Below are 26020 nucleotides of genomic sequence, written 5' to 3'. Positions count from 1 at the left end.
GGGCGCCTTGCCATCACAGGGGATAGCCGCGGCCGCGCAGGTTCAGCTGAAAGGCCTCGCTGAGATACTGGTGGCCTTCGCGGGTGGCATCGGCCACTTTGTCTACCCAGGCGGCATCGAGTTGCATACGCGCTGGTGTCGAAACCCGGGTGGCGGAATTCTCCGCCATACGCTTGCGTCTTGCGGTCTGCGAGCTGAGCAGCCAGCGCATGCGCCCCGGTAGTGATGCCTGCACGCTTTGCATATGCGCAACATCTGCCTCGGTAAGGCGCTTGTTGTAGTGATAGCCCCGCGCCAGCTCCACGCACTGCTCAGCATCAATACCGAGGAAGTTGGCGACGTCGCGATAGAAATTGTCGGCGTCGGCCACCAGGTCCTCGAACAGGAGTACAGCGACCTTGTCCCTGCCCAGTAATTCGCTGGCGATGCGGATGTTCGCGGCATAATTGAGCCACTGCCCCAGCCCTCCGCGCTTCGCAACATGCAGTTCGATCCAGTCTTCCAGTCCAATATAGGCGTTGCGGCCAAAGGTTTGCGGTTTGCGCTTGGTGAAATTGCCCTGCAGTTCCTGCAGGTAGCTCGATGTGATCCAGGATGCGGGATTGCGCAGGGTGAACTGCACTTTGATGTCACCGCAGACACGTTGCAGGCGTTCAAGGCGCTGGCTGAAGAGACCACCCGGTGACAGCGCCAGCGCTTCCCAGGAGCAAACAGGAATCTGCTGCTGTGCGACGTGCTCTGCGCGCAGCGAATTGAAGAACTGGCGATGCGTGTCAACGTCCACCTCCGCCTTGAGATCCCAGAGCAAGGGTTGCAGCCACTGGTAGACTTCCTCAGTACGACAACCCTTGGGTGTCTTGCTGGGCACGTACTTGCCCAGATAGAACACCTGCGAATGATTCCTGAACAGTGCGCGCTGCAGCGTCGAGGTGCCGGTCTTCGACATGCCCACGTGTAGGGCCAGGTCAGTCATTGCGGGTAGTATCCATATCTATCAAGGCCAAGTTGAAACTCCTCATCCAGCCAGGCGTTGTCTTCCTGCACCCGGCGTAAAATGCCAGCTCCCAGTTCCCCTTCGATGGGTGCCCTGGCACGCGCCCCCGGTTTCCTGGGTATGCCCCTGCCGTTGAGCCCCAGCATGCGCTTGCGTGCTTTCCGGGTGCCGTAGCGGAAGCGCAGGGACAGCGGCAGTGAGTCACGTATTTCCCGCAGTCGCTGCAGCTGCGCCTCGCTCCAGCGGGCATTGTCGTCTTTGGCGCGAACCAGCTCCCGGGTTTCTTCCGGGTCAACACCGAGGAACTGACTGAGTTGGTCGAAGAAGCCATTGGCATCAGCCAACAGCGACTCATAGGCCATGACACAGACATTTTCCCTGCCGAAGTGCCGGCTGTACATACGCACGGTCTCGGCATAATCCAGGTGGTTGCTGATGTCCTCGTGCTCGTCGCGACGTATCCAGTCGTTTATCTCCGTGCAGAAAAGTGGCTTGCCGCGCCGGTAACCGGCGCCAATGTTGTCGCGTTTCAACTGCTGCAGGTAGGCGGACTCGAGCAGGCTCAGGGGTTGCCTGATGGTCATGAGAATCCTTGCTGAGCCCAGCAGGTTTTTCAGGTTGTCCGCGCGGTACTGCCTGCTGCGGCGGCTGTCGGTGGAGTAGGATTCCCAGGACCACACCGGCACGCGGCCCTGTGCATTGTGCTCCGCGAGATAGGCGGATAACAGCTGTTTGCAGGTGGCAATATCGGGATGGCGGAAGTTGCGGTAGGCGATCTCATCCATGATCCTGAACACGGTCTGGTCGCGACAGGCACCGTACTGCTGGTATTGCCCCTGGAACGGCTCGCCGTCAAAACGCCCCAGGTAAAAGATACCGCTGTGCCGGGCGAATATGCGCCACTGCAGGGTTTTGGTCGCCGTTTTCGGCATGCCGATATGAATGACGGGCAGTGGGTCCGGGTGTGCTGGCATGTGCGGGCTATTCTCCCCTGGCAGCGTGTTTCGGCGGTAGCCTGCCGTCACGCATGAAGTCACGGAAGCCGGTCAGGGTGCCGTGGTGCTTGCTCAGCGACATAAACACGTTGCCGCAGCTGTACAGGCTGATGATGACCTGTCGAGTCAGCAGGAAATACAACGCCAGCGCGGTGATGTCGGGCGCAAAACTATCCAGTTGGCTGTAGATGATCGCGATGGCGATGATGGCAATAGGGTAGGCATACTCGACCAGCAGCCCGCCGGTCTGGCGCTCATTGCGTTCCTGCAGACGCGAGACCAGTTGCTGCCTGGCGTTGCTGGTTGCCAGCAGCGTTCGCAGGCTGTCGTTTGTGGCCTGCTCATCATCGGTGTCTGCACTGATGCGGGAGGCCAGTGCGTCGACTTCTGCCCGGTAGTTGGCAATGTTGGCGGAGCGTTCGTCGCTACTGCGAACTGCCTTGCTGAAGGATCTCGACAGGTACAGCGTTAGCAGGGCGCCGACCAGTAACAGCACGGCGGTGAGAACGGCACTGATATAGGCCATGACCGCACCCAACAGTGCAACCAGAATGAGGTTGAAAGCGAGCGTGGTAGCGCTGCGCGCAGCGAATCCGCAGGCAAAAGGGACATCCCGGGTGACGAACAGCACCATGGATTTGACCTGTTTCCTCGACAATGGCGGCTCACGCTGCGCCTGACTCAGTTCCCTTGCCCTGAGCAGCCCCAGTTCCGCGGCGCGTTGCCCACTGGCCTGTGACGCGCTGATGGTGACGCGATGTATGGCCTGCCTGATCTGTATCCCGGCAACCAGCAGCAGGGCGCTCAGGCAGGTGAGTACCGGCACGGATTGCAGCATTGAAAGTGACGGGCCAGGGTCAAACAGCGGCTCACTGGTCTCACCGGTCAGCTGCCTGATGAGGAGGTAGAGCAACGCCAGCGCGATAGCCTGGCTAAGCGAGTACAGCGCGCTCAGCAGCAGGATCAGCCTGAGCTGGCGGTGAAAGGCGCGGTAGGTTGCCCTGGCGGCGTAAACAGCCGGTGAACAATACGCAAAAAATTGCTTCACGTGGTGAACTATTTTCATCTGCACAACCAGGAAAGCGGGAATGGCGTCCTGCGTGCCAGCTTACCAGCATCCCCGCGTGCCGCGCAGAAAATCATTGCTTGCTCCCTGTGCTGCTCTGTGCAATCAACTGCTGGTACAGATCCAGCGTCTGTATGGCCGTGCGCCGCCAGGAGAAAGCCAGTGACTGGCGCAGCGCCGCCCGACTGAGTGCAGGCCTGAGACCCGGTTCCAGGCAAAGCCTGAGATATTGCGCCTTGATATCTTCGATGTTGTGCGGATCCGCAGGCAGGCCTCCCGTCGCGACCACCTCGATCATGGCGCTGTTGTTGCCGTAGACGACCGGTGTGCCACAGCTCATCGCCTCCAGCGGCGGCAGGCCGAAGCCCTCGTAGAAGGACACGTAGCTCATCGCCAGCGCGTTGGAATACAGGTAGGGGAGGTCGTCGTCATCGACAAAGCCGGTAAGGTGAATGTCGTTTCCCGCAGTGGGCAGGGACTGCAGGAAGCGGTCCATCTTCCAGCCGACTTTGCCAGCAATGACCAGTTTGAGCGCGATATCCGGCCGCTCCTGCTTCAGTTGTACGAAGGCCGCCACCGAGTTTTCCAGGTTCTTCCTCGGTTCCAGCGTGGACAGGCAGACAATGTAGGGATGGTCGAAGTGCAGGCCGTATTTCTCGCGTACCCGCTGCCCATCCTCCTGGTTTGGCCTGTGGTTGAACTTGCCGCGATCGGCTGCTTCGTAAATCCGGTGCACGCGGCTCTCGGCCACGTTATAGGCGCGCACCGTGTCTGCCGCGGTGGCGTCAGAGATTGCGATGATGTCGGCGCCACGTTGCAAGAGGAAGCGCATGCCTCTCTCCGCATTGCGGATGTTCTGGCGCGAATGGTACTGCGGAAAATACAGGTGAGTGAGGTCGTGCACGGTGACCAGCAGCCTGTTGCTGGCATGGCGAAAGGCCGCGAAATGCTGCTTCAGGGGCAGGTGAATGAGGTCGTATTTTGCGAGCGCGTCGGCGGCTGCCGGCGTGTCCGCTTTGCGGGAGACGCGCGATGCCAGGCTGGCAATGTAGAGGCCGCTGTCACCGATGCTGATGAGCACAGAGCGGATGGCCTCATAGATTGTGTGCAGCACGGTGATGTTGTGTGCTTGCAGAAATGCCACCACCGGGCGTGGGACCGCCGCCACCAGTTTTCTCTCCAGTTGCAGCCAGAAGCCGGGTTGGTGTGGTTGATGCGCCGCTTCAGATTCGGTTTCCAGGTCACTACGCAGGAAGCCGTTTAAAATGAGGTCGCCGGCGTCCTGCAGGGGCACGGTTTGCCCGTCAATGAGCAGGTCTATCTGCCAGCAGGAAGCCGGGTTGCGGGCAACCGGCAGCAACGCCTTCAGCAGCTCGACCTGATAGCGTTTGACGCCATCATTATCCGGTGATTTCAGTTTTGCACTCTCTATCAGCACACGGTGGCGTTGCTGTGGTCGGGCCCGGGGTTCCTGGTCAAGCTTTTGCGCCAGTTCATGGTCAAGCTCGGGATGACAGGGCAGTATTTCCCCGCTGTAGGCGTAACCGAACTGTTCCATTACATCGCCGTGGTAGCTCCAGTACAGCTCGTGGAGTTCCCCGGGTAACTCGTCCTGCCAGCTGCCGGGCTGGCCGCGCCGGAAAAACTTTGCTGCCCGGCGCTGTTTGTCCTGCTCGGGAATGTCGAGGTCATGCCCGGCACCGTATTTGGGTATGCCGTGTTTGAGTGCCTCGAAGCTCGGCAGACTGGCTGAATTGGCCGCCGGCAACTCGCACAATCGGCGCAGCCTTTCCACCGTGCCGATCGGATCGGCCACCAGATCTTCGTAGCGCATCACCAGGTCCGCGCGCTTGAGCCAGGCACTGGCGTTTTTCGACCAGCCACCGAAAAAACTCTCCCGCTCGGCGACAATCGCCTCCTTGAGATTCTGGTAATAATCCGAGCCGGGCGCGATGAGGTCAGAGCGATGGTGGGCGAGGGAGCAGATGGCGTCTCTGCCGTCCCTGACCAGGTACACAGCAGGCAGGTCCCGTCCGAATTCGTCGAGACTCGAGGGCAACTCATGGGTTTTAACGAAGGGATAGCTGGCAAAGTCCGCGTCGATCGGGTAGCTGCTTTCGCGATGAAAGGTGCTGGAAGGCAGGCCGTACACCTCATAGAGAATGTTGCGCAGATAGGTGTTGCCGGAACGGGGAAAGGATGCAAGCCAGATCATGTTTCGATGGGTTCTCGGTATTCCTGCCCGGGCCGGTGCCGGCTACTCGCCGGTTAGCCGATAGTGAAACGGCCGCTCAAGTATTTTCGGGATATTATACGCCAGGTGATGGTCTATTGCTCTAGACACACCCACCGATGCCGGCAAAAACGAGTCGGCATTCATTGAATGCACTATGGAAAGACACTATGAAAAGACTCACTCCCCTGGTTTTCACCTCGCTGCTCATGGTGCCGGTTGCCGGCATTGCGGAGGAGCCTGTTGCCGCTTTCAGCGACCAACGGCTGGCGAATATGCAGCGGCAGCTCGAGCTCACCGATGAACAGGTGCAGGAAATGCGCAGCATCAGGGATGAAGGCGGGGATCGCAAGGCCATGAGCGCTGTGCTGAGCGAGGAGCAGCAGCAACTGCGCCGGGATCTCAAGCAGCAGCGGCTGGAGAAAAAAGCAGCGGGGCAGCTGTCGGCAGAGGACAGGTAAGGCTCTAGCGGTATTTTTTTCGCCTTAACTGACGCGCAAGCACGTTCACGTGTCGATCGAGGTAGGCTTCTCCGGAGGTGACTCCCCGGAAGGTTCACTGCGCCTGTGCAGCGCAGACAGCTCGCTTTCCAGAATCGCCATTTTCTGAATCAGGCGCTGTGTGCGGACCTCGTTGCGTGAGCGTTCGATATCCATGGCCAGTATTTTCACTGTCAGGATGGCAATGGCGATGGTCAGCGCGAGGGTCGGTGGGTAGTGAATGCCCAGAATCCCGGCGAGGCTATCGAACACGCCGGGCGCAAAGCCCATAAGCGCGAAGCCCGCCGCCACCAGCACCCAGCCCAATGCGTGATTCACGTGCAGCTTGTCACGCCGAACCAGCACCAGGATAACGGCGGCGACTGCCAGCCCGATAAAACCTGTGAGAATTGACACCATGACTCAATATGCCTGTCTGGGGTTGCGCTTGGATAGCCCAAGCAGCAGCGTATACATCATGTAATACGCTACCGTGCGCCAGGAGTGAAAGACCCGGGAACCACTACCGATCCGCGGCGGCATGGCTACTTCCACGTCGACAATGCGCGCTCCTTTCGACAGCAGCAGTAACAGCACGCCGATATCCTGGTACTCAAGCAGCGTGGCGCGCCTGCGCGCCAGTTCGCTGATAGCACTGGCATTATAAACCCGGAAGCCTGATGTGATGTCCTCTATGGAAAGTCCGGACGAACGCTTCATCATCGACCAGGCGATACGCCGCATCCGCGAGCCCCGCGCCGTGCAGGCGCCAATGGCCACATCGGCCTTGCCGGTAATAACGGGCTGCATCAATTCGGCGAGGTGGGAGGCTTCGTGCTGGCCATCGGCGTCCATGGTAATGGCGATGTCGTATCCGCGCGCCTGGGCGTAGCGAAGGCCTGTCTGGGTGGCGCCCCAGGCGCCAAGCTGCAGCGGTAACCGGATGACTTCTGCGCCAGCCAGGCGGGCCCTGGCGGCGGTGTCGTCGGTGCTGGCATCATCGATTACCACCACCGGCAGGGATGTGTGATCGAGAATCTCCCTGACCACAGCGCCCACGTTGTTCGACTCGTTAAGGGCCGGAATTATCACCACGCCATTGAATGGCAGTGCGGCTTGGTCGTGTGCATGCTGCATGGTCATGGTTGCCCAGGTCTTTCCGTCCCTTCACCCGTTGAGCACACACCCATGTAGAGTTGCGCCAGTTGTCTTTCGGATTGCTCGATGCAGAAATTGCGGCGGAATTTGGCGTACGCATTCGCGCCGAGCCGGCGCAGTTTAGCACGATCATTTCCCAGTGTTCGCATCGCGTCGGCAAGCGCCTGCGGGTCCTCCTGCCGACAGTGAACACCGGTCTTGCCGTCATCCACGACCCAGGTCATGCCGGAACCGGCCACTGTGGTGACCAGGGCCGGTCGCTGCTGTTGCATGGCTTCCAGCAGCACCATGCCAAAGGCTTCCGTGCGTTCGATAGATGGCAGGCACAGGTAGTGGCAGGTCTGATACATTTCCGACAAGGCCTGGTCATCGACTTCGCCGTGGAAGTGGATCCGGTCCGCGACATCCAGCTGCCTGGCCAGTGCTTTCAGCGCCTGCTCCTCGCTGCCGCTGCCCACCAGGTGGACAACTGTATCGCCGCACTGAGCCAGCGCCCTGACCAGGTACTCGAACCCCTTGTAGTAGGTAAGGCGGCCCACTGCGAGCACCCGGGTCGGCAGTGCGTCGTCAAGCGGGTGTGTTGTGATTTCATCGCCGGGCAGGCCCAGTGGGATGACCCGGCACTTGTCCCGGAAGCCCTGCAGCGGTCGACTGGTTTCGAGATAGGGCGGCGAGGTGACGATGATGGCGCGACTGTGTCGCAGTAACGCCCTTTCCAGGGGGCGGTAGAGTCGATAGAACAAGCCCAGTGCCTTGCTCTTGCCGGATGCGGGTATGTCCGAGTGCCAGTGAATCACCAGCGGTATCCGCCGCGCCGAGGGCAGTAGCAGCACCCAGGTCGAGGAGAGGTTGGGAAGATGCACATGCAGGACGTCAGGCCGGAACTCACGGATCGCGCGCTGCAGCAGGAACGGCAGCAGAGGGCTGACCGGGGTGAACAGGAGTCGCAGCCATACCGCCGCCCTGCGCACCAGTATGTTGCCGCCTGTGCCGTTGAGCTCAACCGCGTCGTTTGCCAGTGAGATATCTGAGCGATGCACCAGCGCCTGGCAGCGCAGGCCCTGTCGCTGTTGCGCGATCATGAGATCCTTCAGGTAGCGTTCCATACCCCCGCGGTGGGGCGGAAAGTACTTGCCAATATGCAGTATCTTCATCTCGAATCAGGCATCCCCGGGCCGTTTCTGCAGGCGGGATGCGCTGTCCTCGAAGGCGAAGAGAACGCCGGCGGCCGAGCGCTGCACGATGACCGGTCTGCGGCCGTGGCGTCTCTGGAAACGCTCCTGGAATTGCTGAATGTGTTGCTCTACCTGGCCAGGTTCGGCATTGGCTGTCACCAGTATTGCCAGTTCATAGCCCATGTCCGCTGCGGTCATCGGCTTCCCCCAGTGCACATAGGCAGGGGATGGCAGCAGGTGGTACTTGGTTCTCAGCATCTCGAATTCCAGAGACGCATCCGGGGTGATCAGCAGCACCGGAGCATTGGTATGCTGTTTTATCGCCAGCGCGGCACGGGCCAGCTGGTACAGTGCGCGATCGTCACCGAGGTCCAGGTAGTTTCTGTCTTTACCGCTAAAACGCTCCGTGGTGACGCCAGTCTGTTTTACCAGCTGCGCGGCCCAGCGCGCATCCAGTGCGGCCCAGGCCAGAAGCGCACAGGTGAGTATCGGGTACACGGCGCGAGAGCGTGTTGCCGGGAGCAGCAGCGCGATAATCGCGGTGGCAGTGAGCCAGATGACCATCAACAGGGCCGGCGACAGCATTGGCGCCGCCGGGCCCTCGGCCAGGAAGTGAACCGAACGCTGTGACCACAGCGGCAGGTCATGCCAGGCGCGCATCAGCAGGTGCCACTGTTGCCCGGTGGTCGATGGCAACAGCGCCAGTTCCCGGAAACGAATGGGTTCGTTCCAACCATTTTCGAAGAACAGCCCTACCTCGATGATCTGTCCGCGCCACTCCGGCTCCGCGGACAGGTTGATCAGGTGCCTGCCGTGTCCGCCGAGGGATACAGAGTAAAACTCGTCCGGTGTATCACCACGGCGCCAGAAGAAGCGACCTTCACCGTAGTTGTCGCTGATGGTTGCCACAGAGGCTATCGATCGCGTTCTCGCGTCCAGTTCTATCGGGCCGGTTGTCACTACCGCAATGCTGTTGTCAAAGCGGTTGATCACCCCGGCGCCATCGCGCAGGTAACCGCCACCGGAAACCATGTTCAGTTGCGCCGCATCAAAGCGCAGTGCCGCTTGTTCCTCGCCGCCTGCACTGCGCAGCAGTGTCACTGCACAGATAAGGGCTGTCAGTGCCAATCCGCCCAACAACGGCACCGCTATCTCCCTTTTCCCCGGGGCGCGCTGCTGTGCCATGTATTCATGAGCCACCAGCGCGATGCAGAACACCAGGGCCGGTGCGAAGTGGAGAGGCAGCCGGTTTATGGCGGTCCAGTGTTCAGCCCACTGGCCCTGTTCGGTAAAGCCGAAAATCAGCACCTGGGCCAGCGTGAATGCTGCCAGGAATGCCGGGACCACGCGGCGCAGCGGGCTGCCGCGCAGGCGGATAGCCCCCAGCGCGGAAAGCAGCAGGAGGGGCCACAGCAGGTGCCAGGAGCTGCCCGCCACAAAGTTGCTCCAGTAGTCGTCCAGCAGGTATCCGCCCTGCACGGCGAAGTCGCCGAGCAGGGGCACGAATACCCTGTCGTCCTTGAGGCCGATGCCTCCAAGCAGTGGCAACTCGGCGTACAGGCCGCCTGCGGCCACTGCAATACCGGCCACGATAGCTGCCAGCAGCAGCGCGGCTGACGCGAGCCGGGGGTATCGCGCCAGGGCGAGGGTTAACAGCGCAACGCAAAACCAGGCCAGTCCCTCCAGCTTTACCAGCGCGCTGAACAGTATCAGCAGCAAACCCATGGCGATCGGCCCGGTATGCCCGGCGCGCAATCCCGCAATCAGCTTGATAAAGCCCAGCCCGGTAAATGCGGCCATCCAGATGTCGGCCTGGCCGGCCAGTGCCAGGTGTGACCCAAGCAGCGGTAAGGAAATAAGCGATGTAGCGGCGAGCAAAGCCAGTACCGCGGAGGTGCCGGCGCGGCGACACTCGCCGTACAGTGCGAGCGCCAGGGCAACGCCGCATACCAGAGTTGGCAGATTCACCAGGGTGTCGCTCCATTGGCCCAGGGCCAGCGCCGTCCACAGCGCCAGGCCCGGCACAAACTCTGGATAGTGACTGCCAGCGACATTGTAGAGTGCGCTGCTGTTGCCTGCTTTCCAGTCCAGTGGAGAGTCCATTGGCAGGAAGGCGGCAGTGTAAAACCAGGCCTTGGCGCGATACATCCAGTTCAGCCAGGCGTCCCAGGGGTATACCGGTCGATACAGGATTTCCACCGTGACCAGGGTAAGGTGACCGATGAGCAGCAGCAGGATCAGCGCCAGCCACAGGGTTTGGCGGGGTGCGGTTGTCACCGCCACTGGGCGCAGCTCCGGGAGCCTGCGGTGACGGGTAACTGCTGTAGTGGCGAGTGCCAGGGCGAGGCATGCCAGCGCCAGCAGGCTGGCAGTAAGCTGTATCTCGCCGCGAACAAGGTGCTGCAGCCGCAGCAGCAGGTAGAGCAGTGCTGTGCCCACCGGCAGTGCAAAACCGAGGTTGGACGCGACCTGGTTGTGTGCTGCCGAGCGCTGCGACAGTAGCGTCAGCGTCAACCATCCCACCAGCCAGGGCAGGAAAAGGGCTAGCGCCAGGCTGCTGTAATTCATGGTAGTTCGCCCGTTATCCCGGAAATGTCAGGACTGCGTCACCGCGTCTCGTGTTCCGCTGTTGTTTCTTCCGATACAGCTTCTGGAAAATGTGCCCTGCTGTGGCGCCAGGCACGGTCACGTAGTGGCCCCTGGCGCCCGCCTGGAATCGGCTTTTGTGGCAAAGTGCATATTGATTGTTTTCGGCCTTTCAATCAATATTTACACATTATAAAGTACTAATAGAAGCAACAATTTGTACTGTGTTAACTGGCCTGACGGCCTGCATTCTGGGGATGGAATACCGATGAAACATGTAAGAATACTGGCTTTTGCTGCAATGGGATTATTTTCTGCCGGTGCTGCGGCCGAGATCAACCTGGATCTGAATCCGGATAATCTGGCGTTTGCCAGTGTGGCTGTTGGCAGCCCGGCTTCACAGAGCGCGGTGATCGGTATCACCTTCAATGGCTCGGGTGACCTCGATGGCAACGCCAATAATGGCAGCGTCACCTCGGTGGCGATTCTCAACGACAGCGCTGGCTTTTTTTCCGCCAGCCAACTGTGCGTGGGCACGGCCTTCAGCGCGAATTCTCCCGCTGACACCTGCAGTGTAAACGTCCAGTGCGCCCCGAACGCACCGGGCATCAACGCCACGGCGCAGCTGGAAGTGCAATTTGAGCGCAACAATGGCTCTGCGGCCGATGTGGAGACCGTAGACCTCGCCTGCAGCAGTATCCTCGCTCCGGTGACGCCGCCGGTCCCGGGTGATTCCCGCGCTATACCTGTACTTGGTGGTTTTGGCCTGGGCATGCTGGCGCTGCTGCTGGGTGCAACCGGATTGTTGGCGCGTTCGGGACGTGCCGGCAAGCGCTGACGATCGCGCAGGGCCTCCGTCTGCGGAGGCCTTGTACTGTCATCCAGGGCGTACGCTAACCATTTTACTCTTGCCAGCGTAGCACCTATTATTAGCGCCCCTGCTGCAAAGAGGTATTCCCTATGAAACTGGTCACCGCCGTTATTAAACCTTTCAAACTGGACGACGTGCGCGCAGCGCTGTCGCAGATCGGTGTGCAGGGCATTACCGTTACCGAGGTAAAGGGGTTTGGCCGCCAGAAAGGGCACACTGAGCTGTATCGCGGTGCTGAGTACGTGGTGGACTTTCTGCCGAAGGTGAAGCTGGAAATCGCCGTGTCCGATGACGACGTGGAAAAGGCCATCGAGGCCATTACCGCCACTGCCAACAGCGGCAAGATTGGCGATGGCAAGATTTTTGTCTCACCACTGGAACAGGTAATTCGTATCCGTACCGGTGAAACCGGCGAGGACGCTATTTAGGACGCCCGCCGCCTGCCGCCACGTGGATGCTGCCCACCGCGGCGGTCAGATCACGCAGGTTGCTGATTTCACGGTGAGCGCGAGGCCCTCCGGGCCAGGGGCCGCGCGGTGAATTCATCCACACCGTATACATCCCCACTTCCCTTGCGCCGCGAATGTCGTGCTCGGGGTTGTCGCCCACGTGCACGATTTCGGCGGCCTGCACTCCCGATGTCTTCATTGCCGCATGAAACATATCCGGCGCCGGTTTACTGGCGCCCAGATCCTCTGCCAGAAAGGCAAAATCAAAATACTCGGCGGCATCGGTCTTGTAGATATCGGCATTGCCGTTGGTCAGGGCTCCCAGGGTAAAGTCGCGGGCGAGCTCTTCCAGGACCTCGAGTGCTTCCTCGTACAACTGTACCTGGTGACGTTCCCGCAGGAATACCGCGAAGGCCTGCTCGGCGCCGGCCCTGGCATCGCGCTCACTGTAGCCTGCCGCCAGCTGCATCTCGAGCAACATCTGTTTGCGCATCGCGCTGACCTTATGCAGCAGTTCGGGGTGCCGTTTCCAGACCGTCTTCTTGAACTCCCACAAGCTGTCGTGATCGTACTGCTCTACGCTGCCCGGGCGATACCGCAGCAGCCATTGGCGCTGTGCCTCTTCCGCGCGCAGCAGGGCAGGCTCGACGTCCCAAAGCGTGTTGTCCAGGTCAAAGGTAACGACTTTGATTGCCATCACTTAATCCGTTTTGCGTCGCCTGGCGCGCGGGTGTGCGGCGTCATAGACTTTTGCCAGGTGCTGGAAATCCAGGTGCGTATATATCTGTGTGGTGGAGATATTGGCATGTCCCAGTAACTCCTGCACCGCCCGCAGATCGCCGGATGATTCCAGCATGTGGCTGGCGAAGGAGTGGCGCAGCATGTGTGGATGCACATCCTGGCGCATGCCGGTCTTGCGGCCTTGCAGTTTCAGGCGCGCCTGGATATTGCGTGCGCTGATGCGCTGGCCGCGATTGCTGATGAAGAGCGCGCGGTCCGCGTCGTCGCTGGCGGTGTGCTCAGGGCGTACCTGCAGCCACTGTTCTATGGCTGCCAGCGCAGCCTTGCCAACGGGTAGTGTGCGGGTCTTGTTGCCCTTGCCGGTGACGGTCAGTAGCCCCGAGTGCCGGTCCAGATCATCCATGTTGATCGCCGCCAGTTCAGCCAGGCGCAGGCCTGAGGAATAGAACAGTTCAGCGATGGCCCGGTCACGGAGCGCGGTGGGGCCTTCATCCTGGAAGGTCAGGTAACTGTCCACCTGGTCTGCGTCCAGTGTTTTCGGCAGCCGCCGTGGGCGGCGTGGCGCCTGCACGCTGGCAGCCGGGTTGCGCGGGTGGCCATTCATGCGCCCCAGGTAGTTGAAAAAAGAGCGCGCCGCCGACAGGCTGCGCTGGATACTGCTGCCGGCCAGGCCGCGCCGGTGCAACTGGCTGACCCACGCCCGGATGTGCGATTCGTCGAGATCCAGGGCGCTCCTGATCCCCTGGCTGGCGCTGAAACGCTGCAGTGAATCGAGATCGCGGCTGTAGTTGCTCAGCGTGTGCTGTGACAGCTGGCGCACGTCCCTCAGGTAGTCGATGAACTCCCCACAGGACTCCGCCAGCGTGGCGCTCATGGTTTCAGCGCAGCCGCGGCAGCAGCCGCTGGATGACGTCGGCAATGTGCGTGAGGAACAGGGTGCCCATATTGGTGGTGTAGCGATTGGCATCAGCGCTGCCGACGGCAATAAGTCCCTGTTCCTCGCCGTTGGTGATGGGCATCAGCGCGGCCGATCCCACTTCCCCGGCATCCGGGAACAGGTAGGCGAGCTCTTCCTTGCGCAGCACTCCGCAAACCGGTTTGCGGCCCTTGAGTAGCGCGCCTATCTGTTCCCGGGCCGCAGTGGGATCCTCAATGCGGCAGGCGCTTTCTGCGCCGGGCTCCCCGAACAGGATCATGCTGGCGTAATCCACCTTGAAGTCGGTGGACATGGCCTGCATGAACGCCTCATACAGCTCGTCCAGGGAGCCGGCATCGAGCAGGGATAGCACCAGTTTGCGGGTCTGGTCGTAGAGCTTGTCGTTTTCACGGGCGTTGGTCGTCAGGGCCTTGAGCCTGTGGCGCATGTCTATATTGCGCTCACGCAGAATGCTGACCTGTTTCTCTACCAGTGAGACGGCGCTGCCGGACGCATGGGATATGTGCAGGTGATCAAGCATATCCGGGTTCCGTTGCAGGAAATCGCCGTTCTCGCTCAGGTACTGTTTTACCTGTTCCTCAGTCAAGTCACTGCCTTGCGACACGGTTGCCGCCTGTTCTTTCCCTGCTGCCATTATTGTGTTCCCCTGGTCGAAGAGGCTGCCCCGGTGTCTGCCTCAGATCCTGATGGTGCCCTCGAAAACCGTTGCGGTCGGGCCGGTCATTATCACTGGCTGGCCACTGCCGGCCCAGGATATGGACAGCTTACCGCCCGGAAGATTAACTGTCACGGTATCGCTCAGCCAGCCGCGCAGGAGGCCGTAAACCACGGCCGCGCAGGCGCCGGTGCCGCAGGCCAGTGTTTCGCCGACGCCGCGCTCATAGACGCGCAGATTGATTTCGTTTGCTGTCACCACCTGCATAAACCCGGCGTTGACGCGTTGCGGAAAGCGCGGGTGGCTCTCCAGCTGGCGTCCGATGTGGTCGAGATCCAGTGCTGCGGTGTCGGCAACCCGGTGCACCGCATGAGGATTGCCCATGGACAGCACGCCCAGTTCCAGCTCGGTTCCGGCCACATCCACGGCGTAACAGTCTGCCTGTTGCGGCGCCTCGAAAGGCACTTGCTCGGGAGCGAACACAGGCTCGCCCATATTGACTTCGACCTGATTGTTTTCGCGCACGTGCAGTACGATTATCCCGGCCGCCGTCTCCACGGAAATATCCCGCTTGGCGGTAAGTTTCTTGTCGCGAACGAAGCGGGCGAAGCAGCGCGCGCCGTTGCCGCATTGCTCCACCTCGCCACCATCGGCGTTGAAAATCCGGTAGCGAAAGTCGACCTCCGGGCTGCCGGGGGGCTCCACCAGCAATACCTGGTCGCAACCCACGCCGAAATGCCGGTCGGCGAGCTTGCGTATATCCCGCGAGCGCAGCCGGGCACGCTGGCTGATCAGGTCTATGACCACGAAGTCATTGCCGGCACCGTGCATCTTGGTGAATTTGAGTAGCATATCTACAGCCTGCCTGCGCCTGGCGCTCAGTTGCCCGGCGGCAGCCGGTGCTCGCCGCGAATAATGTCCGCGAAGCTCTCGCGTTCACGCACCAGGTGCACATGCTCACCCTCAACCATGACTTCCGCGGCCCGGGGCCGGCTATTGTAGTTCGAGCTCATGGTAAAGCCATAGGCGCCAGCGCCCGACACCGCCAGCAGGTCTCCCTGGCGCAGGGCCAGGTCGCGATCCTTGCCGAGGAAATCCCCGGTTTCACATACCGGCCCGACGATATCCCAGCGCGCGCGATGCCCGTCAGCATCCGCGTTGACCTGCCGAATATCCAGCCAGGCCTCGTAGAGCGCCGGCCGGATCATGTCATTCATGGCGGCATCGATCAGCGCGAAATGGTGGTCGGGGGTGGTTTTCAGGTATTCCACCCGGGTCAGCAGGATGCCGGCATTGGCGGCGATGGAGCGGCCTGGCTCAAACACCAGTTTCACCTTGCGCTCGCCAAGCGTGGCGCGCACCGCTGCGATGTAGTCGCCAATAGAGGGTGGTTGCTCGTCGCGATAACACACACCGAGGCCGCCCCCCAGGTCGAGATGGCGCAGCGTGATGCCCTCTGCCTCGAGTTCGTCCACCAGCTCCAGCAGTCTCTTGAGCGCATCGATAAAGGGGCTGATCTGGGTCAGTTGTGAGCCAATATGGCAATCGACACCGACCACCTCGATGCTGTCCAGCTCCGCTGCCCGCCGATAAACGCGCAGGGCCTCGTCGGTGGTGACACCGAACTTGTTTTCGCGCAGGCCGGTAGAGATATAGGGGTGAGTCTGGGCGTCGACATCCGGGTTCACGCGCACGGAGATCCTGGCGCACAGGCCCATTGCGCCGGCCACGTCGGCCAGCACTTCCAGCTCTGCGGCGGACTCCACATTGAAGCAGGCGATACCCAGTTCCAGCGCCAGCGCCATTTCCTCACGCTTTTTCGCCACCCCGGAAAACACCACCCGGGACGGTTCGCCGCCCGCTGCGATCACGCGCTCCAGTTCGCCGGCGGAGACGATATCAAACCCGGCGCCCAGCCTTGCCAGCGTGTCCAGCACCGCCAGGTTGGAGTTGGCCTTGACCGCGTAGCAGATCAGGTGGTCGCAGCCTGACAGCGCTTCCTGGTACTGGCGAAACGCATTCTCCAGCGCCGCGCGGGAGTAGACGTAGCAGGGTGTGCCAAATTGCTCTGCTATGTTGCTGAGCGCCGCGTCCTCGGCGTGCAGCTCTCCGTCCCGGTAGGGGAAATAGTCCATGGTGTGTCTCTCGGCCCGGTTAGGGGGCAGTGTCTTCAGGGGATACCGTCGTCGTTTCCACTTCCACTTCCTCTTCCGAGGGCGCAGGTGGCGGGGCCTCTCCCGGCATATACAGCGGGCCGGTTTGCCCGCAGCCAGCCAGCAGGGCCAGCATTGCCAGGATGGTGAAGTGGCGCATGGGTGCTCCCGAAGTGCAAAAGCAGGGATTATACCTGCCGGTAGTAAGCGGTGCGAGCAGGTCGTATCATGAAGCGTCTTTTGCATCGGGTAAGGTGTTGTGATTTCGGAAACAGAATTTGGGGAACTGGTAAATGCCACTTTCGAGGACGTGGAGGTGGGGCTCGACAACGTAGACTCCGACCTCGATTACGAGGCCGGGGGCGGGGTGCTGACGGTTACCTTCGAGAACGGCACGACCATGGTCTTCAGCCGTCAGCCCCCGGTGCGCCAGCTGTGGCTGGCGGCGCGCTCCGGCGGCTTCCACTACGAGTACGACGCGGACGCGGGCGACTGGCGCAATACGCGTGACGGCAGCCTGCTGCGCCCGTTCGTGGTAGAGCAGATGCGGGCACAGGGAGAAATCGAGTTCCAATGGCCATGATCATTGGATCGGTCTGCGCCCCATCCCTGCGGGCCTGGCCGCTGGCCCTGTTGTTCGCCGGCGTGTCCACGATGACGCAGGCGAGTGAGCCCTTGTACGCCAAGAACCTGAGCCCCGTGGCAGGCCTGTTTGGCCTGCCCTCCCAGCGCAGCGCTGACATCGGCCCCGCAGGCAGTTGGGCGTTTGCCGCGCACGGCAGCATTGCCAGTCATTACGTGGCGGAGGCCAACGCCCGGGAGCTGCTGAATTTCGACGGTGAAACCGCGCGCCTGGCGCTGGAAGTGCGTTATGCCCTGGGTCATGACTGGGACCTCCAGCTCGAGGTGCCCTGGCTGGACCACAGCGGTGGACACCTCGATTCCCTGATCGACAACTGGCATGACTTCTGGGGTATGTCCGACGGCGGGCGCTCCGACGTGCCCAGGGACCTGCTGGACTACCGTTACCAGGGGGCTGACCAGTTCTCACTGCAGGACGACAGCTCGGGACTGGGCGACGCCACGCTGTCCCTGAGTTACCGCTTCTACGGTGACAGCTCGTCGTCAGCGTCTGTCGCCCTGGGCTACAAATTCGCCAGCGGCGACGAGGACGAGTTCCTTGGCAGCGGCGCCGAAGATGCTTTTATCGCCCTGCGTTTCTCGGGCGACCAGCAGTCAGACCTGCCGCTGCGCTGGCATGGCCAGGTCGGATACCTGCGCGCCGGGCAGAGCGACCTGGTTGCGCAAACGCAGGAACGGGACTTGTGGTTTGCCGGGCTCAGCCTGGACTGGCGCCTCGCGCAGGCCTGGTCCCTGCTCGCCCAGGTGGATGCTAACGCCGCGCCTATGGACAGTGACATCGATGGTGTAGGCGACGACGCGATTATGCTGACCTTCGGCGCGCGCTGGCGCTTCGCCGAGCGCTGGTCAGTGGACTTCAGCGTTATCGAGGATGTGCAGGTGGAGACGGCGCCGGATGTCACTTTCCAGGCCAGCCTGAGGTATGCGCCACACTGACTTTTGGGTCTGATGGGTTGTGTGCCGTACTCACGCACGCAGGACGCCACGGGCCATGCCGGGACCGGCAAACAGCGTCGTCCATGACAGCCTCGGGCGGCGCCCTCCATGGCGCCGCACGCCCCGTCATGGCCCGTGGCGCCCTGCGCGCTGCATCGACATGTTCAGCAGCCTCGCAACCCTTTAACTGCCTGTGGAGATTCCGTACTAGGACATAAGGGCAGAAGATACTCTGGCGGGGCGTGTGAGGCCATGGAAGGCACGGCCGGCGTTCCGGGAACCCGAGGCTGTCATGGATGACGCCTTTTGCCGGTCCCGACAGGGTATCTTCTGCCCTGATGGCCGGGTCTCAAATCAACCAAATTAACTAAATTAACGCGACTGCAGACGCTCCCTGGCCCGCCGCGCCGCGGCGGCAACCTGATTTGGTGCGGTGCCGCCGAGGTGGTCGCGCGCGCTGATTGACCCCTCGAGAGTCAGCACCTCAAACACGTCCTCACCGATGTCCGGGCAGAAACCCTGCAGCGTGGCCAGTTCCATTTCCGCCAGGTCCAGACCCGTCTCCACACCGTGTGCCACTGCTTTTCCCACTACCTCGTGGGCGTCGCGGAAGGGCAGGCCCAGTCCCACCAGGTAGTCGGCGAGATCGGTGGCGGTGGAAAAGCCACTGCGTGCCGCCTCGCGCATCTGCTGCGCTCTCGGTTTGATCGCCGGCACCATGTCAGCGAAGGCGCGCAGGCAGTCCAGCACCGTATCGACGGTATCGAACAGGGGTTCCTTGTCTTCCTGGTTGTCCTTGTTGTAGGCCAGCGGCTGGCTCTTCATCAGCGTCAACAGCGAGATCAGGTGGCCGTTGACGCGGCCGACCTTACCGCGCACCAGTTCCGGTACGTCCGGGTTCTTTTTCTGCGGCATGATGGAAGAGCCAGTACAGAAGCGGTCTGGCAGCTCGATAAAATTGAACTGCGCCGATGTCCAGATCACCAGTTCCTCGGACATTCTCGAGAGATGCGTCATCAGCAGTGAGGCAAAGGCGCAGAATTCGATTGCGAAGTCCCGGTCGGACACCGAGTCCAGGGAGTTTTCGGTGGGCTTGTCGAAACCCAGTGCCGCAGCGGTTTGTTCGCGGTCGATAGGGTAGGTGGTGCCGGCGAGGGCGGCCGCGCCCAGGGGCGACTGGTTCATGCGTGCCCGGCAATCCATCAGGCGGCCATGGTCGCGTTCCAGCATTTCATTCCAGGCCAGCAGGTGGTGGCCAAAGGACACCGGCTGTGCCGTCTGCAGATGGGTGAATCCCGGCATGATGGTGTCGGTGTTTTCCGCGGCCAGCGCGATAGTGCCTTCCTGCAGGCGGGTCAGCTCGGTGGCAATCTGGTCGATGGCTGCGCGCAGGTAGAGCCGTATATCGGTGGCCACCTGGTCGTTGCGGGAGCGCCCGGTGTGCAGCTTCTTGCCGGTCACGCCGATCAATTCCGTCAGCCGGGCCTCGATGTTCATGTGCACGTCTTCCAGTTCCACCGACCAGGCGAAGGTGCCGTCGTCGATTTCACGTTGCACTGTGGCCAGCCCTGCCTGTATCTGGCCCAACTCATCTTCGCTGAGCACGCCAACGGCGCACAACATATTCGCGTGGGCGAGCGACCCGGCGATATCCTCTGCCGCCATGCGCTGGTCGAAATCCACCGAGGCGGTGAAGCGTTGCACGAAGCTGTCGGTGGGCTCGCTGAAGCGTCCACCCCAGAGTTTACTGGTGTCCTGTTGCTTGCTCATTTGAGATCCTGTTGCTGAACGACTGCCTGGCCCGGCGTGACTTTTTACCTTGTCCGGGCCACGAAGGGATGCAAGTATACCAGCTAAGACACGAGGGGACGCGTCTATGCAGCCAGCGCGGGCTGACCGGGATCGAGAGCAGGAAACGACAGCACTGGGGGAGTTTTTCATCCCCGACCTGTGCGCTTCTCGACCGGTGTTAATGATGATCCTGCTGGCCCAGCTGATGGTGATGGTCTATACCCTCGCCAGCAGCGCGCTGCCCGCTTTCGACTGGGATCTGCTGGCCACCTGCTCGCTGTTCGTGCAATGGGTAGTGTTGTTAAGCGCACTGCTGATGTGCCGGAGCCGGGCGCTGATGAGCCGTCTCAACCTGGTCGCGGCTACCGCCATCAGCCTGGGGCTGATCGCCTCGGTCACTGCGCTTTCCAGTGCGCTGGTCCTGCATTTTTTCCCCTGGCTCTCAGGGGGTGGCGAGTCACCCTGGTGGGTACTGCGCAACGTCATGATCTCTCTGGTGCTTGGCGGGATTATCCTGCGTTACTTCTTCCTCCAGCACCAGTTGCTGCAGCAGCGACAGATGGAGTTGCAGGCGCGGCTCGATTCCCTGCGTGCACGTATTCGCCCGCACTTCCTGTTCAATACGCTCAACAGTATTGCCAGCCTCATCGTGTCGCGACCGGATGCGGCGGAGCAGGCGGTAGAGGACCTGGCGGAGTTGTTTCGCGCCAGTCTCAAGGAAAGTCGCGGCGTGACCACGGTTGCGGACGAGCTGCGTCTCTGCGAGCTGTACCTGGGCATCGAGCAACTGCGGCTGGGAGACCGGCTCGCCGTGCACTGGCAGGTGCAGGATGGCTTGCGTGAGCTGGCCATGCCCAGCCTGGTACTGCAGCCGCTGGTAGAAAATGCGGTATACCACGGCATCGCACGCTTGCCCGAGGGCGGCACGATCAGGGTCGATCTCGGACGCGAAGGCGATACGGTGTACGCGCAGGTGGAAAATCCCGTGCCCGAGGGCGCGGATGCGAGAACGGGCAACCAGATGGCACTGGCAAACGTGGAGCAGCGACTGCAGGGACTGTACGGCGACGAGGCTGGTCTGCAGGTTGATCCCTCCGGGGGATGTTTCCGGGTGCGGCTGAACTACAGGATGGAACCGTCGCAGTGAAGATCCTGATCGTTGACGATGAGCAGCTGGCGCGCGAGCGTCTGCTGCGCCTGTTGCAGCGGGTCGAGCCCGAGGCGTGTTGCCTGCAGGCAGCCGATGGCGCACAGGCCCTGCAGATGGTGGCCGAGGAAGAGCCTGACCTGGTACTGCTGGACATCCGTATGCCGCGCATGGACGGAATCGAAGTGGCCGCGCAGCTTGATCAGCAGCCGTCGCCGCCAGCGATTGTTTTCTGTACCGCTTACGATGAATACGCTCTGCAGGCGCTGCAGCACCAGGCCATTGCCTACCTCTTGAAACCCGTGCGCGAGAGTGAACTGCAGCGCGCGCTGAACGCAGCGGGAAGGGTGAACCGTCTGCAACTGGCCAGTCTGCAACAGGCAGATGCGGGTGATGATGCCCGGCGCACCATCAGCAGCCACACCCACCGTGGTTTCGAATCGATGCCGGTGGATGCGGTGCGCTGTTTCGTGGCGGGCCAGAAGTACGTGACCGCAATGTCTGCCGAACTGGAACTGCTCCTGCCTGAGACATTGAAAGAACTGGAGCAGGAGTTTTCCGGCCAGTTTATTCGCGTGCACCGCAATGCCCTGGTGGCACTGCGCTACGTAGAGCGCCTGGAAAAGGGCGAAGACGGCAGTTGGCGGGTGGTGCTCGATGGCCTGCAGCTGCAGCCCGCTATCAGCAGGCGCCACCTCAGTGCGGTCAAGCAACGCCTGGCCGAACGCTGAACGGTAGCCGCCGTAGTGATATGATTGGCGTTCCCCCGAGCGCAGCTATCAAGGAACCCGATTCATGCCCAGCCGTACACTCACCATTGCCACCAGGGAAAGTCCGCTGGCCTTGTGGCAGGCGGAATACGTGCGCGATGCGCTGAAGCGCGCTCACCCCGACCTGGAAGTGCAGCTGCTCGGGATGACGTCACGGGGCGACCAGCTGCTCGATGTGCCGCTGGCTAAAGTGGGCGGCAAGGGCTTGTTCGTGAAGGAGCTGGAGACCGCGCTGCTGGACGGCAGAGCAGACATTGCCGTGCACTCGATGAAAGATGTGCCCATGGAATTTCCTAACGGCCTGGGTCTGGGCGTGATCTGTGAGCGCGAAGACCCGACTGACGCCTTCGTCAGCAATCGGTATGACTCCCTCGAACAGCTGCCCGCAGGTGCGGTCGTCGGTACATCCAGCCTGCGCCGGGAGTGCCAGCTGCGCGCCCGACGCCCTGACCTGGAAGTGCGCTTCCTGCGCGGGAATGTGAATACACGCCTGCGCAAACTCGATGACGGTGAGTACGACGCTATCATCCTGGCATCCGCCGGATTGATTCGCCTGGGTTTTGCCGCCCGTATTGCCGACAGCATTTCCGTAGATGATTCATTGCCCGCCGGCGGCCAGGGCGCTGTGGGCATCGAGTTGCGCGCCGATGATGACGAGGGCCTGTCCCTGCTGCAGGCCTTGCATCACGAGCCCACTGCCCAGCGAGTGACTGCCGAGCGCGCCCTGAACAAACATCTCAATGGTGGCTGCCAGGTGCCTATCGCCTGTTTTGCCCAGCATCTCGCGGACGGGCAACTGCTATTGCGCGGGCTGGTAGGGCGGCCGGATGGATCGCAGCTGCTGCGCGCAGAGGGCCGGGCGGAGCCTGCCGATGCGGAAGCCCTTGGCATCAGCGTTGCCGAAGCGCTGCTGCAGCAGGGCGCGGGAGCAATCCTCGCCGAAGTCTATGGCGACTGAGTCCGTGGTCCTGGTAACCCGCCCGGAAGGACAGGCGGGGCCGTTGCTGTCGGCGCTGGCGCGCAATGGCTGGCGCGGCGTACACCAGCCACTGCTCTTGTTGCGGCCTGTTGAGGTCTTGCCCGCCGCTGCACGGCAGCATGTGCAGAATCTGGACCAGTACCAGCACGTGATTTTTATCAGCGCCAACGCGGTTCGCTTCGGCCTTGAAGTGATAGACAACTACTGGCCACAGTTGCCGACCGGGTTGAACTGGTATGCCATTGGCGATTCCACGGCGGCGCTATTGCGCGAGCGCGGGCTGTGCCCGCTGACGCCTGGCCAAAAAATGACCAGCGAGGGTTTGCTGGCGTTGCCCGAACTGCAACAGCCCGAGGGTGATAGCGTACTGCTGGTAAAGGGCGTGGGTGGCCGGCAGACGCTGCGGGACGTGCTCGCAGAACGCGGTGCCAGGGTTGATCAACTCGCTTGTTACCAGCGCCGGTGCCCGGATTTGCCCGCGGGCAGGCTGGCAGAACTGTTGCAATCCCAGGGCGTGCGGGCGGTGCTGATCAGTAGCGGCGAGGGATTGAACAATATGCTGACGTTGCTTAGCGACAAAGAAACCACTAAGTTTAGGGATATCAACCTTATCGTGCCCTCGGACCGCGTAGCGGGAGAGGCGCAGGAAGCGGGTTTCAGTCATGTCACCACAGCCGCTAATGCGTCAGACGGTGCCATGCTGGAGGCATTGCTGCAGAGGCGAGTTGGAGAATAAAAGAGTGAGCGAAGACAAAGACAAGCCATCCGAGTCAGCCCCGGCCACCGCCGAACAGGGCGCGAGTGATGCCACCGGCCAGGATGACAGCACCGGCGTTACCACGGCCTCTGCGCCACCCGCGCCGGAAGCCCGGCCCAGTGCTGCGCCACCGCCCCAGGCCCCGCCTCCGGCAAAGAAGGGCGGTTCCTCCCTGGTGGCGTGGTTGGCCCTGTTACTCATACTGGTGCTGGCCGGTGCGGCGGCCTGGTCGGTGCAGCAGGCGCTGTTCAGGGAGCAGGCGCTGCTGCAGCGCATCAGTGAGCTGGAGTCTGTTGCCGGGGGTGAACAGGCAGAATTGCAGGCACTGGAGCGCAAGCTGCAGGCTGAGCTGAACGGTGCTGTGCAGTCAACGCAGGCGGATGTGCAGCAACAGGCCGCGGAGCTGGGCACCCTGGAAGAACAGTTACAACGGCAGGGCGAGCAGATCGCCGCCTTCAGTGCCAATGACCACGAGAGTTGGTTGCGCGCCGAAGCCCAGTACCTGCTGCGCCTGGCCAACCAGCGCGTGTTGATGGCGCGCGACACGGAATCGGCACTGGCACTGCTGCAAAGCGCAGACGCCATTCTCCGGCAACTGGACGACAGCAGCCTGCACGAGGTGCGCGCCGCGGTGGCAGCGGAGCAGGCCGCATTGCGCGCGGTGCCCCAGGTCGATGTAGAAGGTATCTATCTGCGTCTGTCCGCCCTTGTGGAGCAGGCGGGTCAATTGCGTATTTTCCAGCTACCCGAGCAGGAACAGCGGCCGGAACTCGAAGCCGCTGATGACTGGCAGGTGCGCTTGCAGCGCGGCTACGAAGAAGCGGCCAGTAAACTGTCCGACTACATCGTGATCCGTCGTCGTGACGTGCCGATGCAGGCACTGATGGATCCGCAGTGGGAAGGGCTGGTGCGGCAGAATCTGCGCATGTTACTGGAGCAGGCGCAGGTAGCCCTGTTGTCCGGTAACCAGACCCTGTATGCCGAAAGCCTGCAACGCGCCCAGCACTGGGTGGCACAGTTCTTCGATACGGATGAAGCTGCTGCGCGGGCCATGGCCAGGGAAATAACCAGTCTTGAAGGCCAGACCATCCAGGTAGTCATGCCTGATCTGTCGCGTTCCCTGAATGCCTTGGACCAGGCTGTGAAGAAGCGCCTGCAACAGGGAGGCGCCGAATAAGCCATGCGCAGGTTATTCATACTGGTACTCATCGCCCTGCTGGCCGGGGTCGGTGTGGTCGCCATCATCGAGACCGACCCGGGCTACGTACTGGTCGCTTACGGTAACTACACGGTGGAAACCAGCCTCTGGGTTGGCGTGGTATTGCTCACCGTATTTACACTGCTGATCTACCTGGTGGTGCGCCTGATCCGGCGCCTCGTGGGTGGCCAGCAATCGCTGACCAGCTGGGTGAGTGGACGCAGGGCGCGGGCCTCGTCGCGTCTTACCACGCGCGGCCTGATCAGCTATATCGAGGGCAACTGGACTCGCGCCAGACGCCAGCTGTTGCGCGGTGCCAGGAACAGTGAGGCGCCACTTATCAATTACCTGATGGCAGCCCGTTCCAGCTACCGCCTGAATGAACCGGACAAGATGCGTGAGTACCTGGGCGCCGCGGAGGACGCCGAATCCGAAGCCGGTATCGCCGTCGAGTTGACCCAGGCCGAGTTGCGCCTGCACTCCGGCAAGTACGAGCAGGCGCTGGCCACCCTGGTCAGGGCGCGCCGCAATGCCGGTCGCCATCCCTACGTGCTGGACCTCCTGCACCGCGCGTACTACGGTCTCAAGGACTGGCCGGAACTGGCCGCGCTGCTGCCGGAGCTGAAGAAGTACAAGGTAATGTCACCCGAGGCACTGGAAGAACTCGAGCGCGAGGTGTACACGCAGAAATTGAGCGCGAGTGCAGTCGACGTGGATGCTGCCAGCGCACTGCAGCGGGTCTGGCAGAAGGTGCCCACGCATTTAAAGAATGATCCCGCTGTGATCTATGCCTATGTCGACCTGCTGGTGCAGGGTGAGCATTACGCCGCGGCGGACAAGGTCATCGTGCGGGCCCTGAAGCAACACTGGGACAGCAACCTGGTACGCGAGTATGGCTATGTGGTCGGGCAGGACAGCGCCAAACAGTTGGCCACCGCGGAGGCCTGGCTGCCCGCGCACCCTGATGACGCGCAACTGCTGTTGACCCTGGGCCGCCTGGCCGCGCGCGGAGAGCTCTGGGGCAAGGCGCGAGATTATTTTGAACGCAGCTACCGGCAGGAGCGCACTGCGGAAGTCTGTGCCGAGCTGGGTCGCCTGCTGGTGGCGCTGGGCGAGCCGAAAGTTGCCGGAGCCTATTACCGCGAGGGTCTGCTGTTACGCGAAACCGGGCTGCCGGAATTGCCGATGCCGGAGCGGTCGGCCGTGCAGGCAAAAAGCTGAAGCGCGAGGCCCCTGCTGTTTTGCAGCCTGCGTTTTTTGCCTGTGTTGTTACCGGTCTGCGGTGACAACCACGGCCTCACGGGCCGG

The 26020-nt window shown here is 61.8% G+C and carries 26 protein-coding genes; 11 read left to right on the top strand and 15 right to left on the bottom strand.

What is annotated here, in order from left to right; genetic code table 11:
- Window positions 1–13 precede the first annotated feature (13 nt).
- From F0M18_RS16205 to F0M18_RS16190, 4 genes are all read right to left on the bottom strand, one after another.
- A complete protein-coding gene (locus F0M18_RS16205; RefSeq protein ID WP_149612514.1) occupies window positions 14–973 on the bottom strand; it encodes a sulfotransferase in 960 nt (319 codons plus the stop codon).
- Window positions 970–1968 carry a sulfotransferase gene (locus F0M18_RS16200; RefSeq protein WP_149612513.1) on the bottom strand — a complete coding sequence of 333 codons (999 nt, stop codon included), beginning with the start codon at window positions 1966–1968 and terminating at the stop codon, window positions 970–972. Before F0M18_RS16200 ends, F0M18_RS16205 begins: the two co-directional genes overlap by 4 nt.
- A gap of 7 nt (window positions 1969–1975) precedes the next feature.
- A complete protein-coding gene (locus tag F0M18_RS16195; protein ID WP_149612512.1) occupies window positions 1976–3037 on the bottom strand; it encodes a hypothetical protein in 1062 nt (353 codons plus the stop codon).
- A 91-nt stretch (window positions 3038–3128) separates the two neighbouring features.
- Entirely contained in the window at window positions 3129–5270 is a 2142-nt protein-coding gene (locus F0M18_RS16190) for a glycosyltransferase (protein ID WP_149612511.1), read from the bottom strand.
- A gap of 188 nt (window positions 5271–5458) precedes the next feature.
- Between F0M18_RS16190 and F0M18_RS16185 the strand changes: the two genes are divergently transcribed.
- Window positions 5459–5749 carry a hypothetical protein gene (locus F0M18_RS16185; protein ID WP_149612510.1) on the top strand — a complete coding sequence of 97 codons (291 nt, stop codon included), beginning with the start codon at window positions 5459–5461 and terminating at the stop codon, window positions 5747–5749.
- A 45-nt stretch (window positions 5750–5794) separates the two neighbouring features.
- Here F0M18_RS16185 and F0M18_RS16180 read toward each other — a convergent pair whose 3' ends face one another.
- The 4 genes from F0M18_RS16180 to F0M18_RS16165 are packed head-to-tail and all read right to left on the bottom strand — an operon-like array spanning window position 5795 to window position 10668.
- A complete protein-coding gene (locus F0M18_RS16180) occupies window positions 5795–6187 on the bottom strand; it encodes a DUF2304 domain-containing protein (protein ID WP_149612509.1) in 393 nt (130 codons plus the stop codon).
- A gap of 3 nt (window positions 6188–6190) precedes the next feature.
- A complete protein-coding gene (locus F0M18_RS16175; protein ID WP_223178001.1) occupies window positions 6191–6910 on the bottom strand; it encodes a glycosyltransferase family 2 protein in 720 nt (239 codons plus the stop codon).
- Window positions 6907–8079 (bottom strand): glycosyltransferase, encoded by a 1173-nt coding sequence (locus F0M18_RS16170; protein WP_149612508.1) that lies wholly within the window; start codon window positions 8077–8079, stop codon window positions 6907–6909. Before F0M18_RS16170 ends, F0M18_RS16175 begins: the two co-directional genes overlap by 4 nt.
- A gap of 6 nt (window positions 8080–8085) precedes the next feature.
- Entirely contained in the window at window positions 8086–10668 is a 2583-nt protein-coding gene (locus tag F0M18_RS16165; protein ID WP_149612507.1) for a hypothetical protein, read from the bottom strand.
- A gap of 286 nt (window positions 10669–10954) precedes the next feature.
- Between F0M18_RS16165 and F0M18_RS16160 the strand changes: the two genes are divergently transcribed.
- On the top strand, window positions 10955–11524 hold the full coding sequence (locus F0M18_RS16160; RefSeq protein WP_149612506.1) for a hypothetical protein: 570 nt from the start codon (window positions 10955–10957) through the stop codon (window positions 11522–11524).
- A gap of 122 nt (window positions 11525–11646) precedes the next feature.
- Window positions 11647–11985, top strand: coding sequence for a P-II family nitrogen regulator (locus F0M18_RS16155; protein WP_149612505.1), 339 nt, complete (start codon window positions 11647–11649; stop codon window positions 11983–11985).
- Here the strand turns inward: F0M18_RS16155 and F0M18_RS16150 are convergent.
- Genes F0M18_RS16150 through lptM form a run of 6 tightly spaced genes read right to left on the bottom strand, consistent with a single transcriptional unit; the run spans window position 11978 to window position 16652 of the window.
- Window positions 11978–12703 carry an HAD family hydrolase gene (locus F0M18_RS16150; protein WP_149612504.1) on the bottom strand — a complete coding sequence of 242 codons (726 nt, stop codon included), beginning with the start codon at window positions 12701–12703 and terminating at the stop codon, window positions 11978–11980. The two genes, F0M18_RS16155 and F0M18_RS16150, sit on opposite strands and share 8 nt — an antisense overlap.
- A 3-nt stretch (window positions 12704–12706) precedes the next feature.
- Entirely contained in the window at window positions 12707–13621 is a 915-nt protein-coding gene (gene xerC, locus F0M18_RS16145; protein ID WP_223178000.1) for a tyrosine recombinase XerC, read from the bottom strand.
- Between the two features lie 4 nt (window positions 13622–13625).
- Window positions 13626–14318, bottom strand: coding sequence for a DUF484 family protein (locus F0M18_RS16140; RefSeq protein ID WP_149612502.1), 693 nt, complete (start codon window positions 14316–14318; stop codon window positions 13626–13628).
- Window positions 14319–14360: 42 nt separating this feature from the next.
- Window positions 14361–15191, bottom strand: a complete 831-nt coding sequence (gene dapF, locus F0M18_RS16135; protein ID WP_149612501.1) for a diaminopimelate epimerase — start codon at window positions 15189–15191, stop codon at window positions 14361–14363.
- 26 nt (window positions 15192–15217) lie between these two features.
- Window positions 15218–16474, bottom strand: coding sequence for a diaminopimelate decarboxylase (gene lysA / locus F0M18_RS16130; RefSeq protein ID WP_149612500.1), 1257 nt, complete (start codon window positions 16472–16474; stop codon window positions 15218–15220).
- Between the two features lie 19 nt (window positions 16475–16493).
- Window positions 16494–16652, bottom strand: coding sequence for an LPS translocon maturation chaperone LptM (lptM, locus tag F0M18_RS20205; RefSeq protein WP_149612499.1), 159 nt, complete (start codon window positions 16650–16652; stop codon window positions 16494–16496).
- Window positions 16653–16751: 99 nt separating this feature from the next.
- Between lptM and cyaY the strand changes: the two genes are divergently transcribed.
- Together cyaY and F0M18_RS16115 are read left to right on the top strand one after the other, a co-directional pair.
- Window positions 16752–17075 carry an iron donor protein CyaY gene (gene cyaY, locus F0M18_RS16120; RefSeq protein WP_149612498.1) on the top strand — a complete coding sequence of 108 codons (324 nt, stop codon included), beginning with the start codon at window positions 16752–16754 and terminating at the stop codon, window positions 17073–17075.
- Window positions 17066–18070 (top strand): DUF3187 family protein, encoded by a 1005-nt coding sequence (locus tag F0M18_RS16115; RefSeq protein ID WP_149612497.1) that lies wholly within the window; start codon window positions 17066–17068, stop codon window positions 18068–18070. The genes cyaY and F0M18_RS16115 overlap by 10 nt, the downstream gene beginning before the upstream one ends.
- 372 nt (window positions 18071–18442) lie before the next feature.
- Here the strand turns inward: F0M18_RS16115 and argH are convergent, their stop codons facing one another.
- Window positions 18443–19840, bottom strand: coding sequence for an argininosuccinate lyase (gene argH, locus F0M18_RS16110; protein ID WP_149612496.1), 1398 nt, complete (start codon window positions 19838–19840; stop codon window positions 18443–18445).
- A gap of 106 nt (window positions 19841–19946) precedes the next feature.
- On the opposite strand from argH, the gene F0M18_RS16105 reads away from it, so the two are divergent.
- From F0M18_RS16105 to F0M18_RS16080, 6 genes are all read left to right on the top strand, one after another.
- Window positions 19947–21008 (top strand): sensor histidine kinase, encoded by a 1062-nt coding sequence (locus F0M18_RS16105; RefSeq protein ID WP_149612495.1) that lies wholly within the window; start codon window positions 19947–19949, stop codon window positions 21006–21008.
- The gene (locus F0M18_RS16100) at window positions 21005–21739 is read left to right on the top strand and encodes a LytR/AlgR family response regulator transcription factor (RefSeq protein ID WP_149612494.1); all 735 of its coding nucleotides are present in this window, start codon (window positions 21005–21007) and stop codon (window positions 21737–21739) included. The genes F0M18_RS16105 and F0M18_RS16100 overlap by 4 nt, the downstream gene beginning before the upstream one ends.
- A 64-nt stretch (window positions 21740–21803) precedes the next feature.
- Complete coding sequence (gene hemC / locus F0M18_RS16095) at window positions 21804–22736, top strand: hydroxymethylbilane synthase (RefSeq protein WP_149612493.1); 933 nt, start codon at window positions 21804–21806, stop codon at window positions 22734–22736.
- Window positions 22726–23493 carry a uroporphyrinogen-III synthase gene (locus F0M18_RS16090; protein WP_188109764.1) on the top strand — a complete coding sequence of 256 codons (768 nt, stop codon included), beginning with the start codon at window positions 22726–22728 and terminating at the stop codon, window positions 23491–23493. Before hemC ends, F0M18_RS16090 begins: the two co-directional genes overlap by 11 nt.
- Window positions 23494–23497: 4 nt before the next feature.
- Complete coding sequence (locus F0M18_RS16085) at window positions 23498–24691, top strand: uroporphyrinogen-III C-methyltransferase (RefSeq protein ID WP_188109763.1); 1194 nt, start codon at window positions 23498–23500, stop codon at window positions 24689–24691.
- Window positions 24692–24694: 3 nt separating this feature from the next.
- On the top strand, window positions 24695–25933 hold the full coding sequence (locus F0M18_RS16080) for a heme biosynthesis protein HemY (protein ID WP_149612490.1): 1239 nt from the start codon (window positions 24695–24697) through the stop codon (window positions 25931–25933).
- The last annotated feature ends 87 nt before the right edge of the window (window positions 25934–26020 follow it).

This window comes from Pseudohalioglobus sediminis (genome assembly GCF_008370495.1).
Taxonomy (GTDB): Bacteria; Pseudomonadota; Gammaproteobacteria; order Pseudomonadales; family Halieaceae; genus Halioglobus.
The sequence above is the reverse complement of the archived record's forward strand: the minus strand, read 5'-3'. Positions and strand labels throughout refer to the sequence as shown.